At 70.3% G+C, this 16,607-nt stretch carries 4 protein-coding genes (1 of these 4 only partly in view); all 4 read right to left on the minus strand.

Annotated features, from left to right (window positions below; translation table 11 throughout):
* Tightly spaced (each overlapping or abutting the next), the 4 genes in view from AB0H43_RS03645 to AB0H43_RS03660 form a layout consistent with a single transcriptional unit that may run on beyond the window.
* Positions 1-7,272 carry an amino acid adenylation domain-containing protein gene (locus AB0H43_RS03645; RefSeq protein WP_359995932.1) on the minus strand — a complete coding sequence of 2,424 codons (7,272 nt, stop codon included), beginning with the start codon at positions 7,270-7,272 and terminating at the stop codon, positions 1-3.
* On the minus strand, positions 7,259-13,621 hold the full coding sequence (locus AB0H43_RS03650) for an amino acid adenylation domain-containing protein (protein WP_359995935.1): 6,363 nt from the start codon (positions 13,619-13,621) through the stop codon (positions 7,259-7,261). The genes AB0H43_RS03645 and AB0H43_RS03650 overlap by 14 nt, the downstream gene beginning before the upstream one ends.
* The gene (sbnB, locus tag AB0H43_RS03655; protein WP_359995938.1) at positions 13,614-14,624 is read right to left on the minus strand and encodes a 2,3-diaminopropionate biosynthesis protein SbnB; all 1,011 of its coding nucleotides are present in this window, start codon (positions 14,622-14,624) and stop codon (positions 13,614-13,616) included. The genes AB0H43_RS03650 and sbnB overlap by 8 nt, the downstream gene beginning before the upstream one ends.
* A protein-coding gene (locus AB0H43_RS03660) for a lantibiotic dehydratase (protein WP_359995940.1) crosses the window boundary here: on the minus strand, positions 14,618-16,607 show its 3' portion. The gene runs 173 nt beyond the window's last position; the window shows 1,990 of its 2,163 coding nt (coding positions 174-2,163); its start codon lies beyond the right edge, outside the window; it ends in the stop codon at positions 14,618-14,620. The genes sbnB and AB0H43_RS03660 overlap by 7 nt, the downstream gene beginning before the upstream one ends.

Here is a 16,607-nt window from a genome sequence, read left to right on the forward strand (position 1 = left end):
TCAGCGACCGCTCTCCGGCCGCACCACCCCCGCCAGCACCTGCGCCAGCCCCGCCACGTGCGGCGGCAGCATCGAAGTGACGTTTCCGCCGCTCACGCGATGAACGGTGACCTCGGTGGCCAGCTTCTCCCAGTGCCCGAGGTATTCAGCCAGGCTCAGCCCGGCCAGGCTGTCGTGCACACCACCCGCCAGCTCGTCGCAGGCCAGCAGGTGAAGCGCACCGGCGTACGGGCCGAACCGGTAGGGCAGCCGGGCCTCGACCTGGCTGCGCCAGCTCTTCACCGCGATCGGCCAGATCTCTTCCAGGTCCGGGTCGTCCAACGCGTCGTGGAAGGCTTCCACCACGATGGAGGGCAGCAGCTCGGCGATCCGCGCCTGCAGCCGCTGGATCTGCTCCGGGTCGGTCTCCACGGCGAGCCGCTCGTACGCGTCGTCGCACTCCGCGAGCTGCCGCAGATTCTCGCCGCCGCCGACCTGGGCCTCGGCGACCTGAAGCACCGGATCGTGCAAGATCAGCGTCACCTGCTCGCCCGAGTCGCTCAGCGTGCGGGCCATCTCCCAGCCGATCGGCGCGCCACCGCACCAGGCGAAGATGTGGTACGGGCCCGCCGGCTGCGACGCCCGGAGGTCCGCCAGGTAGCCCGCCGCCAGATCCGCCATGGACGTCGCGGCCCGGGCCGGATTCGTCAGTCCCGGGTGCTGGAAGGCGCCGACGTCCAGCCACTCCGGCAGATGCTGGGTGAGTCGCTGGTACCAGTGCGCGCTGCCGCCGCCGGGATGTACACAGTAGAGCGCGGGGGCGTCCTGTTCCCGATGCCTGAACCACACGAGATCGGTGCCGGATTGGTTGTCGAGCACCGACAGTACGTTCGGCGCTCGCGTCGCGGCCTGCGGGGCGCCGGCGTCCTCGGACGGGACGACGTGCAGGAGCGGGGCTATCCAGGAGGCCATCCCCGCCACCGTCCGGCGCAACAGCACTTCAGTCGGCGAGACGGGGAGTTCCAGCTCGCGGCCCAGCCGGATCGCGATGCGCATCGCGCCCAGCGAGTTCCCGCCCGCGTCGGCGAAGTCCTGCTCGACGTCGACCGGGCCGCCGCCGAGCTCGTTGTGCCACACCCTAGCCACGATCTTCTCCAGCGGCGTCCGCGGTGGCGTCAGGCTCTTGCCGGTGGACGCCTCGTCGGGCCGCGGAAGCGCCCGGCGGTCGAGCTTCCCGCTGCTCGTCGTCGGCAGTTCGGCGAGCACGATGAAGTGGGAGGGCACCAGCAGCGCGGGAAGCCGGGTACGCGCCAGCCGCCTCACCTCGCCGACGTCGATCGGCTCAGCTCCGGGCTGTCCCACGAGGTACGCGACCAGTGAAGACCGCTTGCCGTCCAGGAACGGAACCACGACCGCGCTACGGACGGCAGGGTGAGCGGTCAGCACTTCTTCGATCTCGCCCGGTTCGAGCCGGACCCCGGCGAACTTGACTTGATCGTCGATCCGGCCGACGAACTCCAGCAGGTCCCCGTCCAGCCGGCGCACGAGATCGCCGGTGCGATAGAGCCGCTCACCGGGTTGCCCGAACGGGTCGGGCACGAAGGCCGCCGCGGTGGCGCCGGGGCGTCCGGCGTATCCGTACGCCAGGCCGACCCCGCCGAGGTACAGCTCGCCGGGCACACCGACCGGCACCGGGTTCAGCTGGGGATCGAGCACGTGTACGCGCATGCCCGTGACCGGCTTGCCGATGGGCACGTCGACGGCGTACGGCGACCGGCCGGGCGCCACCTCCTGCCCGATGCACACGATCGACGCCTCCGTCGGACCGTAGTGGTTGTGCATGCGGGCCGTCGAGCGTGCTTGGAAACGCCGAACGGTCGGCCAGTGGAGCGCCTCGCCCAGGCAGACCACTTCGCGCAGGCAGTCCGGCACCGTCTCGACGGTGTCGAGGAAAATGTCCAACATGGACGGCACGAAGGACGCGTGCGTGACCCCGTGCCGGCCGATGAAGGCGGCCAGGCCGACCGGATCGAGGTGAAGGTCCGGCGGCGGCACCACCACCGTGGCGCCGTACATCAAGGGCCAGAAGAACTCCGGCACCGAGACGTCGAAGGTGTACGGCGTCTTCTGGATCACGCCGTCGCCCGTCCCCACCGGCATCTGCGACTGCAGCCAATGCGCGTAGTTCGCCGCTCCCGCGTGCGGGACCCGGACACCCTTGGGCCCACCGGTCGAACCGGAGGTGAACAAGACGTAGGCGACGTCCCCGGGGATCGCCCGGCCGGCATCCTGCTCAGGCCCGGTGAACTCCGGGGTCACGACGGAAATCGGCAAACCGGCGAGCCGGTCGTGGAGATCCTCGTCCGCGATCACCAGTACGGCTCCGCCCGCCGCGACTCGTTCGCGCAGCCGGGACGGCGGGTCGTTGGGGTCCAGCGGCAGGTACGCCGCGCCGGCCGCCAGGACGCCGAACAGCGTCCGAACCAGGACACGACTACGGCGCATGCAGACGGCCACCGTCTGCCCGCCCTCCACGCCGGCCGCGGTCAGCCGGCGGGCCAACGCCGTCGCCTCGCCGGCCAGGGACGCGTACGTGACTTCGCCCGCGTCGTCACGGATGGCGACCGCGTCCGGCATACGGCGCGCCTGCGCGAAGAACGGACCGTGCAGGGTGGTCACCGGCAGTGCTTCGTGCTCCGTGGCCGACGCCAGCTCCGCGAGCTGCGCCGGGGAGAGGACGGGCCCGCCCGCATGACCATCGACATCGGTGAGCATCTGCCGCAGAACACGGTGGTACGCGTCGGCCAGCCAAGCGAGCCGCTCCGGCCGAACGCGCTCGCCGGGGGCGGTGAACGCGACGGCACCGGGCAGCACGGTGACCGCCAACGGGAACTCGTTCGGGCTGTCGTCGTCGGTCCGGGTGACCTCCACCCCGCTGCCGTCGAGCAGGTAGAAGTCCAGGAAGTTGAAGACCGCCTCGAACAACGGCTCGGACGTGCCGGCCAGCGTACGCATCGCCGGGAGCGCGAACCGCCGGTGCGGCAGGAGTGCCGTCTCGGCGGCGGCGGCGGCCTGAAGGAGATCCCGCCAGGTTCCCTTGGGCCGCGCACCGGGGATCGGCACCGTGTTCAGGTACATCCCGAGCACCTCGTCGCCGCCGCTCACCTCGGGACGGCCGTTGCACACCAGCCCGCACAGGAAGGTGTCCAGCGGCGTGATCGCGCTCATCACCTTGAGGAAGGCGGCGAAGAAGATGCTCTTGACCGGCACTCCGGTGACCTTGGCCAGATCCCGGATCTCGGCCGCCTCGACGCCGATGGGCTGCATCACGGTGTGCGCCGGACTCGTCGTCCCGCCCCACTCCTGCGGCAGACGCAAGGTCTGCGAATCAGCCAGAACACCGGCCCAGAAGTCCCGGCTCACCGGGTCGGCGATCGCCTTGTGCTCGGCGGCGACGAAGTCCGCCCACCGCCGGACCGGCGGCGTCAGCGGCGCCGACGGCTCACCCGCACGGATGGCCGTGTAGCGATCCATCACCTCCCGGAGCAGCGAGTTGTGGCTCCACCCGTCGAGGATGACGTGGCATTCCATCCAGGCCAGGGTCCAGCGAGTCGGCGAGGTGCGGTACGCGTACAGCCGCCAGAGCGGAGCCTCGCCGATGTCCATCGGCCGCAGCCGCTGTTGCTGGGTGGCCTGCCGGATCTGCCTGGCCTGCTCCTCGTCGGTGAGCCCGGTCAGGTCTTGGACGCTGATCTCCACCTCGGCCTCGGCGTGCACGAGTTGCAGCGGCTCCCCGTAGCTCACCAGGTCGAAGGAGGTACGCAGCACCTCATGCCGGCGGACGACCTCGCGGACGGCCCCGCGCAACGCCGCCTCGGACAGCTCGGCACCGTCGTCGATGAAGTAGAGCGTCACGTTTTGATAAGGCAGCCGCTGAGCGTCGGACATCATCTCGTACAGCATTCCGGCCTGCACCTGCGTCACCGGGTAGGCGTCGACGACGCCGTCGGGCAGGCTGGCGCGATCGGCGGGCGAGATCTGGCTGAACGGCTCGGCGGCCGACTCCTCTGCCGTCGCGTCGGTCCTGGTGGCGACCGCGCTCAGGGCCGCGGGCGTACGGTGCTGGAACAGATCCTGCACCGTGATGCCGACACCCTGATCCTTCAGCGCCCCGACCAGGCGGATGGCCCGCATCGAGTCGCCGCCCAGGGCGAAGAAGTCGTCGTCCGCGCCGATCCGGTCGACGCCGAGGACCTCCGCCCAAACCGACGTCATGAGCACCTGCTCGGCGTTCTGCGGAGCCACGTAGTCCGCGTCCAGCTCGCGGGTCACCGCCGGGGCGGGCAGTGCCCGCCTGTCGATCTTTCCGCTGCTCGTCAAGGGCAGCTCGGGAAGGAATACGTAGCGGCCCGGCACCATCGCCGCCGGCAACAGCCCGACCAGGTACGCCCGCAGCTCGCCCGGGGTGAGCTCGATGTCGCCCCGGCTCACCACATACGCGGCGAGTTGCGCGATGCCGCCCGCGGGCCGGTGCACGACGACGGCCGCCGCAGCGATCCGGGGATGCTCAGCGAGCCGCGCCTCGATCTCGCCCAGCTCGATCCGAACCCCGTGGAGCTTCACCTGATGGTCGGTGCGACCGAGGAACTCGATCGTCCCGTCGCGCCGCCATCGCACCAAGTCACCCGTGCGGTACATCCGGCTGCCGGGAACCGCCGCGAACGGGTCGGGCAGGAACCGCTCCGCGGTGATCTCCGGACGCCGCAGATAACCTTGGGCCAGGCCGACTCCGGCCAGGTAAAGCTCTCCCGGGCAGCCCACCGGCGCGGGCGAGAGATGCTGATCCAGTACGTAGACCATCATGTTGCTGATCGGTCCGCCGATCGGGACCGTGGGCGCGACCGAGTCGGCCAGGTCGGCCGGGCGGATCTGGAACGCCGTGACGTCGACCGAAGCCTCGGTCGGCCCGTAGAGATTGTGCAGCGTCGCGCCGGACCAGCGGATGAAACGGCGAGCCGTGATCGTGCGCAAGGCCTCGCCGCTGCAGAAGACGTGCCGCAGGCTGGGCGGCCCCGCCGGGACGGCGTCGAGGTAGGCGTCCAGCACGGAGGGCACGAAGTGGACGTGCGTGATCTCCTCCCGCCGGATCGTCGCGTCGAGCAACGTGGGGTCACGATGCTCGCCGGGGGCCGCCATCACGAGCGTCGCGCCGAACATCAACGGCCAGAAGAACTCCCACACCGAGACGTCGAAGGTGTACGGCGTCTTCTGGAGCACACGATCGCCGGGTCGCAGCTGGTACGCACGCTGCATCCAGTCCAGCCGGTTGACGATGCCACGATGGTCGATCATGACGCCCTTGGGCGTACCGGTCGAGCCGGACGTGAAGATCACGTACGCCCGGTCGCCGGGGCCGACGACGGGCAGCTCGACATCCTCCGGCCCCGCTTCGTCCGGCGAGATGATCGTCGCCTCGCCCGCCAGCTTCTCCGCTACGTCAGGCCGGGCCACGACCAGACCAGCGCCTGCCTGGCCGACGACGGACCGAAGCCGGTTGGACGGATCTTCCGGGTCGAGCGGAAGGTACGCGGCTCCCGCTTTGAGAATGGCGAGCAGCGTGCAGACCAGTTCCAGACTCCGGGGCAGGCATACGCCGACCACGTCGCCGCGGCGTACCCCGAGGCTGCGGAGCAGCTTCGCGAGCGAATCGGAGCGTCGATCCAAGTCGCGATAGGACAGATCGACACCGTCGGCGCGAACGGCGATCGCGTCGCTGCCCGCGTGTTCACCGATGATGTCGTGCAGCGTTGCGTCCCGCACTGCCTGCGGAACTCCGGTCGACTGCCCCAACAGCCGGCTTCGTTCCTCGTCGCCCAGCCATCGCAGCCGGGCGACCGGCATATCTGGTTCGTCCACTGCGTGCCCGAGCAGGCGCACGAAACGATCGGCCAGGGCCTGCATCGTCTCCCGGTCGAACAGTGCCGTGGCGTAGTCCACGGCACCGTGCAGGTCGCCGTCCGGGCCACGGCGCAGCCCGAGGCTGAGATCGAGCTTGACCGAGCTGGGCGCCACCGGCTCGTCCACGAGATTCAGGCCGCCGAATTCCGGCGTCGCCGCGAGGCTGTCCTCCTCGACGAGGAGCAGTGCGGACACCAGCGGGTTACGGGAGAGGTCTCGATCCGGCTGCACCGCGTCGACCACCCGGTCGAACGGAATGTCCTGGTGGATCATCGCGTCGCGGACCACCCGCCGGACCCGGCCGACCAGCTCGGCGAATGACGGCTCCCCGGCGCAGTCGATCCGCAACACCACGGTGTTGATGAACGGTCCCACGACGTCGGCGGCCCCCGGCCGCGTACGCCCGCTGACCGGAGACCCGATGGCGATGTCGGTCTGCCGCGTCAGCCGGGACAGGAGGCCGGCGTACCCGGCGAGCAGCACGACGAACGCGGTGGTCCGATGAAGCCGCGCGAACTCGGCGACCCCGCGAGCCAGCTCAGCCGGAACCGTGAACACCACACGGGCTCCCGCCGGATCACGAGGTACGCTCCGCGGCCGGTCGGTCGGCAGTTCCAGCTCGTCGAGGTCGGCGAGGTTGTCCCGCCACCAGTCGAGGCCCGCCTTGGCCTCGTCACTTGCCAGGTACCGCTGCTCGGCGCGCGCGTGGTCGGCGTATTGCGCCGCCGGTGACGGTGGCAACCCGGTCCGCGCCGACTCGTAGAGCCCGGCCAGGTCGGCACACAGCAACTCCGTCGACCAGCCGTCGCAGGCGATGTGATGGACATGCATGACGAGAACGTGCTCGTCGTCGCCGAGCCTGGCCAGCTTCGCCCGCCACACCGGACCCCGGGCGAGATCGAAGCCGCGACGAGACTCGCTGTCCAGCAGTGCCGAGAGACCCACCTCGTCGGTGGTCAGGACCGGCAGTTCCACCGCCACCGGCGGATCGACCACTTGAACCGGTTCGCCGTCGCGGAGCTCGTACCTGGTGCGCAGGATGTCATGGCGCGCGACCAGGTCGCCGAGCGCCCTTGTCAGCGCAGGGATGTCGAGCTTCCCGCGGAGCCGAAGCACCAGCGGCACCAGATATTCGGTGCCGCCCGGAGTGAGCTGCTCGAGAAACCACATCCGCCGCTGCACGGACGACAACTGGGCCGGCCCGTCCGAGGCGGGCTCGACCGCGGACGGCGGTACCTGCCGCACACCCTGCCCGGCGAGCCGCTGCCGGACCAGACGACGGCGTAGCTCGGCGGCGGGGTCGACGGTGGCGGCGGGCTGGCTACTGTCGTTCATCGTTCTCCCCGAAGGTCTCCGCGATGTCGTCCCCCAAGTTCCCCGCGAGATCGTCGCCGCCTTCCCGCAGGAGTGCCGCGACATCGTCGTCCGACAGCTGCCCGACCTCGGCGACCACCGCGTCGGTGACCAGGGCGGTCTGGAGGCGGACGGTCGTCGCGTCGAACATCTCGCCGAGCGGCAGGGTGACGCCGAACAGGTCCTGCAGTCTCGTGTGCACCCGGGTGACCATCAGCGAGTTGCCGCCCAACTCGAAGAAATCGGCGTCGTCGTCGATCTCCGTTTCCCTGAGGACGTCACGCCAGATGCCCCTGATGAGGTCCTCGGTCTCCGGCACCGGCGCATCGGCCGGCAGGCGGTCGGCGTCGTGCGCGTCCGGCTCGTCGACGGCGATGGTGGGCAGCCCTCGCGAGTCGACCTTGCCGTTCGCGGTCAACGGCAGCTCGGTGAGCGCCATGACGTGCCGGGGCACCATGTACGCGGGCAGCCGCCCCCGAACGTGTGCCCGTACTTCATGGGCGGTCGGCGCGACGGCACCTTCAGCGACGATGTACGCGGCCAGCTCTGGCGTTCCGTGCGGTTCGACCGCGATCACCACCGCGGCGCGTACGCCGGGATGGGTCAGCACCGCCGCCTCCACCTCGGCCAGTTCGACCCGGAATCCGTTGACCTTGACCTGACGGTCGGCTCGGCCGTGAAAGTGCAGAACTCCGTCGGAGTCCCGGCTGACCAGGTCGCCCGTGCGATACATCCGGGATCCGGGGACGTCGGCGTACGGGTCGGGCAGGAACCGCTCCGCGGTCAACCCGGGCCGGTTCGCGTACCCCCGGGCCAGGGTGGCGCCACCGAGATAGAGCTCCCCCGGCGTACCGGCCGGCACACTCTGCAGATTCTCATCGAGGACATAGCCGATCCGCCCGCCGACCTCGGTGCCGATCGGCACGACCGACTCCGCCGCCAGCCGGCTGGCCAGGGCGGCCGAGACGTCCAGGAGGCTGGCCGTCACGACAGCTTCGGTCGGCCCGTAACAAGCCATGAAGTCGCCCGCCAAGCCGAGGGCGTGCCAGCGGTGGACGTCCGTCGCGCGTACGACGTCGGTGCCGATGTTGACGACACGCAGCGTGCGTAGCCGGCGGTCGCCGGGCTCCGCGTGGTCCAGGAAGTCCCGCCACGCGGTCGGCGGCAGGTCCAGGAACGTCACGCCGTGCTTTTCGACGTAGTCGGCAAGCTCCGCGGGACTCCACGGCTGGGCCGGACCGAGGACGAGAGCGGCCCCGGTGACGATCGTGACGCCGATGTGCTCACACACCACGTCGACGAACGGCGGGCTGGTGAGCAGCAGACGGTCGCCGGCCGTCACTGCGTATCGCGTGGCGACGCTCGCACAGTGCGTGAGGAAGGCTCCGTGCTCGACCATGACGCCCTTGGGCTCCCCGGTGGAACCGGAGGTGTGCACGATGTACGCGAGTTGGTCCGGTGCGGCGCCCCGCGATTGCCCGTCGGCTGGGGTGAAGGCGGTCGCACCATCGCCAGGGACAAGGACCGCCGGTCCGTCCGACGGCAGGTGCTCGGCGATCTCAGGCCGAGCGACGACGACAGCCGGCTTGATCGAGCCGAGCATGGACGCCAGACGATGCTGAGGCGCCGCGGGATCGAGTGGAACGAACACCCCGCCGGCCCGCATGGCGGCCAACGCGGCGATCACCAGCTCGGGCGAGCGCGGCAGGCAGACCGCGACCGGGATCTCCGGGCGTACGCCCAGTGCGCGAAGCTGCGCAGCCATCCGATCGACCTGGCCGTCGAGGTCGGCATAGGTCAGCCGCTGGTCGTCCTGCTCGACAGCGATCGCCTCCGGTGTGACGCGCGCGCGGCGGACCAGCGCCTCCGGCAGCGTCGCCGGGGTGAGGGCCCGGACCGTCTGCCGCTCGTCGGCCGCGATGTCTCGCAGGAGGTCCTGGTACCCGCCGATCAACCGGGCGATCGTCGCCGGCCGGTACAGATCCGTAGCGAACTCGGCGATACCGAGGTAGCTACCGTCCGGCTCAGCGGTCAGCGTGATGGTGAGGTCGTACATCGCGGTCGGCCACGGAATGCGGACGTGGGCGAGGTCGCCGTCCGCCGGGAGGTCGGCAAGGTACGACGGTCGCTCCGTGCCGACCTCGAACATGATCTGGAACAACGGGTTGCGGGATCGGTCACGCTTCACCCGCAGACCGTCGACCAGCCGGTCGTAGGGCAGGTCCTGGTGCGCGTACGCCGTGCGTGCGGTCTCCCGGGTCCCGGCGAGCACGTCCAGGAACGTGTCGTCGGCACCGACCTTGGTCCGCAGCACGAGGATGTTCGCGAAGTAGCCGATGAGGCGGTCGACGTCTGACGAGGAGCGTCCCGCCGCCGGTGTGCCGACCACCACGTCGCCGGTTCCGGTGACTCCGGAGAGCAGGCAAGAGAACGCGGCGAGAAAGGTCATGAACGGTGTCGCGCCTGCGTTCCGCCCGATCTGGACGATCGGCGTGCATACCGCCTGCGGGATACGGAACGCCAGCGATTCGCCGCGCCCCTGCCACACCTTCGGGCGAGGATAGTCGCCGGGAATCTCGGTGGCGGTCGCGTCGGCCAGCCGCTCCCGCCAGTGCGCCAGCTCTCCCTCCGCGTTCTCGGCCAGCCAGGCCGACTGCCACGCGGCGTAGTCGGCGTACTGCGCCTCGGGTGCGGCCGCCGAACCACGAAGTTCCTCGGCGAACACTTGGGCAGACACACCATCCCAGGCGATGTGGTGTACCAGGAGGACCAGCGACGCGGCCCCGGTGCCGGTGACGACCAGCCGGCCACGGAAGACCGGTCCGTCAGCCAGATCGAAGGGACGGCTCGCGAGGTCGGCGATCTCGGCCGCCAGATCCTGGTCGTCCCGGCGAACCTCGCTGATCTCCAGGCGAGCCTCCGAATCGATCACCTGCATCGGCTGGTCGCCGACCACCACGTACCGGGTGCGCAGAATCTCGTGGTTGTCGGTCACCTTCCGCACGGCGGTGGTCACCGAGGCCAGCGTCGCGTCGGCGTCGAGGGGGAAGATCGCCGGGACCATCTGCTCAGGGCTGCCCGGGCGCAGCGCTTCGGCGATCCACATCCGCTCCTGCCCCGCCGACAACGGCAGCGGCCCTCCCCGCGGCACGCGTACCACTGTGTGATCGGTGCCCGGCTGGTGCGCGGCCGGTACGCGAAGCAGCGCAGCCTGGGCCTCCACTGTGGTGGCGGTGTAGAGCCGGGACAACGCGATGTCCGTGCCGAACCGCTGCCGGAGCCGGTTGCCGAGCAGACCGATCTGCAACGACTGCCCGCCCAGCGCGAAGAAGTCGTCGTGCACTCCGACGCTGTCGCAGCCCAGCAGCGCGATCCACTCGTCGGCCACGCCTCGTTCGGTCTCGTCCCTCGGGTCGATCCGCTCTTCGGGTGCGGTGGTGGGCAGCTCCCGCCGCAGCAGGGCCACGCGGTCGATCTTGCCGCTGCTGGTCTGCGGCATTTCGTCGAGCCGGACGAACACCGACGGGATCATGGCGTCCGGCAGCGTCTGCCGTAGCCGGGCTCGAAGGTCACCGGTTTCCGGTTCGCCCTCCCCCACGAGATACGCCACCAGCTGCCGGCCGCCGTCGGGGAGCGTACGCACGACCACGGCAGCGGCGGTGACGGTCGGCGGGTCGATGAGCGCACGCTCGATCTCCGCCGGTTCGATTCTGACCCCGTTGACCTTCACCTGATCGTCGCGGCGGCCGAGGAACTCGAGCACCCCGCCGGGGCGGCGACGGACCAGGTCACCGGTGCGATACAGCCGTGCGCCGGGTGGGCCGAACGGGTCGGGCACGAAGCGTTCCGCCGTCAGCTCCGGCCGGGCGTGGTATCCACGGGCGACACCGATGCCACCGGCGTACAGTTCGCCGACCGCGCCGGGCGGAACCGGATTGCCGTCACGGTCGAGGACGACGGCCCGCATGCCGTCGAGGGGGCGGCCGATGGGTACCGGGCCGTCCTTCTGGTCCGGCGGCCATTCGTACTCGGTGACGTCGATGGAGCATTCGGTCGGGCCGTAGGTGTTGTAGATCGTGACGTCGACGAGATCACGCACGCGCGCACACAGTTCGCCGGTCAACGGCTCTCCGGCGCTGAACAGCAGTCGCAGCGCCGAGCATTCGTCCCACCCGGGTGCGGCCACGAGTTGCCGCAGGACCGACGGAACCACCTGCAGGACCGTCACCGCCTCGTCGGCGACCGCCCGCACCATCGCCTCCGGATCGCGTTCCACGCCGGGCGGTGCGACGACCACGGTTCCGCCGCTGACCAGGGGCGAGAAGATCTCCCATCCGGCGGCGTCGAAGGTCAGCGCGGTCTTCTGCAGGACGCGGTCGGCCGGGCCGAGGCCGAGGCTGCGGATCGGCCACAGTACGCGGTTGGCGATCCCGCCGTAGGTGATCACCACGCCCTTCGGGCGCCCGGTGGAGCCCGAGGTGTACATCATGTACGCCGCGAGATCCGGGCGCAGCAGGGGAATCGGCGCACGCGTACCGTCGTCGGCGACGGTGTCGACGCAGAACGCGTTGATCCCCAGCGCGGCGAGCCGGGCCGCATTCTCCGTTGTCGTCATCACGGTGCGGATTCCGGCTTCGTCGACGATCAGCCGGGTACGTGCCCCCGGATGCTGGGGATCGAGGGTGACGTAACACCCGCCGAGCCGGCCCACCGCGAGGAGGGCGCAGACCGCCGCCGCACCTCGATCGAGGTAGACGCCCACACGGGTTTCCGGGCCGACGCCCTCCGCCGCCAGATGTGCCGCCAGCACCTCGACGGCCCGCTCCAGCTCGGCGTACGTCATGGATTCGCCCTTGTCGACCAGGGCGGTGGCATCGGGCGTGCGGGCTGCCTGCTCACGGAACAACGACGGGAGCAGCGGCACGTCGTGGGGCGCTGAGACGGCGGTGACCTCCTCGCCCATGGGCGCCCGTTTGACGTCGGCCGCCGGATCCGCGACCAGGGTGCCGACGAGGGCGATGAATTGATCCAGCAGCGTGTCGGCCGTCTCCTCGCTGAACAGGGCGGTCGAGTACTCCAACTCGATGTCCAGTCCGCCACCGGCGACGGGCACGACGTGCAGGGTCATGTCGAGTTGGGAGCCCTGCGGGGTGATCGGCAGCGGCATGGAGGTCAGGAGCTGCCGGTTCTCCTCCATGGGCATGTTGAACCCGACCTGGGCCAGCGGCGCGCGGTTACGCGGATAGCCGGGGCGGACCTCGCGGATCAGCAGGTCGAACGGCACGTTCTGGTGGACGAGCGCTTCCGACACCCGGTCCCGCACCTGCTTGAGCAGATCGCGGAAACTCAGCGAGCCGGTCAGGTCGGCCCGGACCGGCACCATGTTCGCCAGCATCCCGACCATGCGCTGCAGCTCCGGCCGGTTACGCCCGGAGACGGTCGAGCCGATCAGGATGTCGTCCTCGCCGGTGTAACGGCGCAGCAGGACGGCGTACGCCGCCAGCATCGTCATGTAGGTGGTGACGCCCTCGCTTCGGCTGAGCGCGCGTACCTGTTCGATGACCTCGGCGCTCATCTCGCGCTGGACTGTCGCGCCCGCCAGGCTGCGCTCCGCGGACCGCGGGTGGTCGGCCGGCATGTCGAGCGGAGCGGGCAGATCGGCCAGCCGGCCACGCCAGTAGTCGAGATCGCGGGCGAATGCGCCGCTCGTGACGCGATCTCGTTGCCAGGCGGCGAAGTCGACGAACCGCAGCGGCATCGGGGTCTTGGGCAGTGCCCCGGCGAGCTCGCTGCAGACCAGGACCAGTGAGGAGGCGTCCATGACAATGTGGTGCGCGCAGAGCATGAACATCCGGCGGCCGGACGGAGTGACCAGGACCGCGGACCGCCAGAGCGGGGCGGCGTCGAGCTGGTACGGCCTGGCCGCGAACCGCAACGCCGCAGTACGCACGGCGTCGAGGTCGTCGCCGTCCACGGCGATCTCTTCGAGCACGACGGACACCGACGGCAGGACGGTCATGAGCGGACCGTCAGCGCCGGTCAGCACCGCCATCCTCATACTGTCGTGCCGTGCCGCGATGTCGTTCAGGTCCTGTTGAATCCCTGCGGTGGACAGCTCGTCGGGTATCCACTCGGCGGCGATCAGGTTGAACAGCGGGACGTCTCCGGCGAGTTGCGCGATAAGCCACACCGCCTCCTGCGCGAACGACAGCCGCACGGGGAAATCGCCGGTCCATGGTGGAATGACGTCGACCGGGGCCGGAGCCGCTCCGCCGCCTCTCTTGAGAAGCTGGGCCAGCAGTTGCTGCTTGAGAGGCGACAGCTCAGTCATGATTCGTCTCCGCGGTGGGCAGGAAGTTGTCGACGGCTGTGCCCAGTCCTCGTGCCTTGGCCGTCGCCACCACCAGATCGGCGACGGCGAGGTCGAGAATGCCCAGCCCGAACGGTGACACGACGGTGATCCGGGACGGGTCACGGTCGGCGGCCGCACCGCGCGCCGCCAGCTCGCCGATCGTCGCTGCGACGAAGTCGCGGTTGCCGACCTGCTGCTCCGCCAGGTGCACCGAGGTATTGGCGCGGAACACATGGTCCAGGTCGTCTACGACGTTCACGGCCGTCACGATGGCCTCGGGAAGCACGTCCCGCAGGGAGACGTGCAGGATCAACGTCCCCGGGACGAGCCCGCTGAAGTCCAGGTGCGGTTGCAGGGCGTTCGTGGCGACGCTGACGAGCGTGTTCTTCGCCAGCGCAGTGGCCAGATCGTGCTCGACCCGCACCGTGAGATCGGGCAGGTCCGCCGCGCACCGCTCACGCAGCCGTTCGGCTCGGCCGGGTTGCGTGTCGTACGCGGTGACCTCGGTCAAGCCGGGAACCACGTGGTGCAGGAATCGCAGTATCGCGAAGTTGATCACCCCGCAGCCGATCACCGTCACGCCGTTGCCGTCGGTGGTGGCCGGGAGCAGCCGGGCTGCCAACGCCGCGCCGGCCGCCGTCCGCCAGGCCGAGATCGTCGAACCCTCGAGAAACGCCAGTGGCCGGCCGGTTTCCAGACTGTTGAGGATGACGGCCGCGGACGCCCGCTCGAGCCCGCGGTCGATGTTCGCCGGGAACGACGAGATCCACTTGATTCCGGCGATCGGCTGCTCGCCGCCCAAGTACGCCGGCAGCGCGATGATCCGGTTACGCGGCTCGTCGGGAAATCTGAGGAAGACGGAATGGGGCAACGACGATCCACCGGCCGCGTGGGCGATGTAGGCGTCCTCGACGGCCCGCAGAACCGCGACCTCCTGGCCTCGTAAGGCGTCCTGAACATCACGGTGAGTGAGAATCAACATGGCGATCGCCCTACTGTCGTGGCGAGAGCGGGCAGAGTACGCGCGGCGCTGTCGACCGCGACGAGCCGGAACTCCGTGGTGTACCGCCGCCCGTCGGCGTCTTGGAGCCAGAGCTGGTCGGGCCCGGGCAGCATCTCCTGAAGCCGGACCGGCCCGGTGGTCTCCCGACGCCAGGACCTGGCCAGGTTCGTCAGCAGCACCGGGGATGACAGGTCTACATAGAACGGTTTGGGCTCGGACGGCATCTGCGCGAAGAGGTGCCGTGGCAGGCCCTGTTCGGCCAGCCACGCGCTGAGGACCTCCGGCCGGTAGCCCGACTTGGTCAGCACGCCGGCGGGCAGGTCGTCCGGATCGAAGGCCCAGGTCGCCCGGCGGATCACCAGATCATCGACGAGCACGCGCGGCCCCGGGACCGGCAGCCGGAACAGGTTGACCGCCAACGCCGACAGGAACTCCCCGAAGAACTCGCGTACGGGATGCGACCAACTGGTCCGATCCGGCCCGGCCACCAGCTCACCTTGCTCCGGCCACACCGTCAACGCGGCCGCCGGCCACGCTGTCGACCCGTCGGGCGTACCCATGTCGTCGCTGTGCGACCAGTAGAGGTAGCGGCCGGGCACATGCATCGCGGGCGGCGGATAGCGGCGCGAGTCGATCTCCGGTCCGTACGGGTAGCAGGGAACGATCCGGCCGCCCGCCATGTCGAGCGCCATCAGATCGTCCAACCGGCCGGCGTCGTCGGCGAGGGTGTGGAAGAACCTGGACTCGAGCGTGTTCATCGCCACGTGCAGTTCGCCGAGGACCCAGAACGAGTCGTCGCCGTCGTGCGCGTACAACAGATCGGGACTGTGCTGCCGGGCGGCCGCCCACCCGGGCGCGCGGGCCGGGAAGAGGGCCGCGACCAGCGGCTCCAGCTCGCTGCAGCGCAACCGGACCGGCTCAGCGCCCGGGTCGGCGCCGACGTCGGCGAGGATCTCGGCCCACCGGAGGGTGAAGTCCTGCGCGATCTCGTGCACGACAGTCTTCGGCGCGCCCGACAGAACCTCCGCGGCGGCCAGGAAGAGATCGGCGAGCGTCACCTCGCCGCGTCGCCTGCGCAGATCGGCGTACACCTGCTGCAGCTCCTCCTCGACGGCCTCGCCGAGCTGAGCGGTGAGCCAGCGGGCCGACTGCAGCAACAGCGCCAGCGGCGGGGCCAGCTGCTCCACCATCCCGGCCGGGATTCCGACATCGAGGTCGCGACGGCAGTCGAGATACGCGAGGGTGCGGCCGGCACTGGCGTCAGCCTTGGTCCGCGTCGCCGGCTCCCCGGTCGCCGTGGCGAAGTGCCGCTCCAGCTCGGTGAACGCCTCGGCAAGCTCGGCCGGGCGCAGGGCCGCCTTCTCCGCCTCGGCCAGGGCGCTGAGCAGCTTGTCGAGTCCGGACAGCAGGTCGTCGCGGTCGGGCGTCGCGAGCGCAGCGATCTGCGTCCGCAGGGCCTCCTCAGGGTGAGCGCTGGGCCGCACCTCGAACCCGGACTTCACCAGTCCGGCGTCCATGAGTGAGGCGAGCTGAACCAGGTCGGCGGAGGAGAAGTCGGCCGCGGTCGCCCCAGCACGGACGCGCTCGACCACGGCCAGCTGGTCGCGGCTCAACGGCAGCGGCGGCCGATACGGGCGTACCGCCTGGTCGCCGACGACGCCTACGGCCGGGTTCACCCGAAGCGGCAGATGCGGTTCGACTCGGGGGTCGCGGGCAAGCGCCGAGGCGAGCGCTCGCACGGCCCACAGCTCCAACGACACCTCCGACCTCCGGATCTCCCCGGAGCCGTCGACCCGCAGCTCACTTCCCGGATCGGCGTCCAGCTGCGCCCACCCGACCGGGCCGAAGAAGCCGATGCTGTCGTTCTTCGCGCAGTACCGCTGGGCGTACTTGGCAAGAACGCCGATCCGGTAGGAGGTGAGCCCCGGCTGCGGCCGGCCTGCCCAAGTCGCCACCAACCCG

The organism is Hamadaea sp. NPDC050747 (genome assembly GCF_040654195.1).
GTDB lineage: Bacteria > Actinomycetota > Actinomycetes > Mycobacteriales > Micromonosporaceae > Hamadaea.

Bases quoted from the DNA above. Each gene is read 5' to 3' on its own strand.
- AB0H43_RS03650 (WP_359995935.1), bottom strand. From the start codon at position 13,621: ATGACTGAGCTGTCGCCTCTCAAGCAGCAACTGCTGGCCCAGCTTCTC.
- sbnB (WP_359995938.1), bottom strand. From the start codon at position 14,624: ATGTTGATTCTCACTCACCGTGATGTTCAGGACGCCTTACGAGGCCAG.
- AB0H43_RS03645 (WP_359995932.1), bottom strand. From the start codon at position 7,272: ATGAACGACAGTAGCCAGCCCGCCGCCACCGTCGACCCCGCCGCCGAG.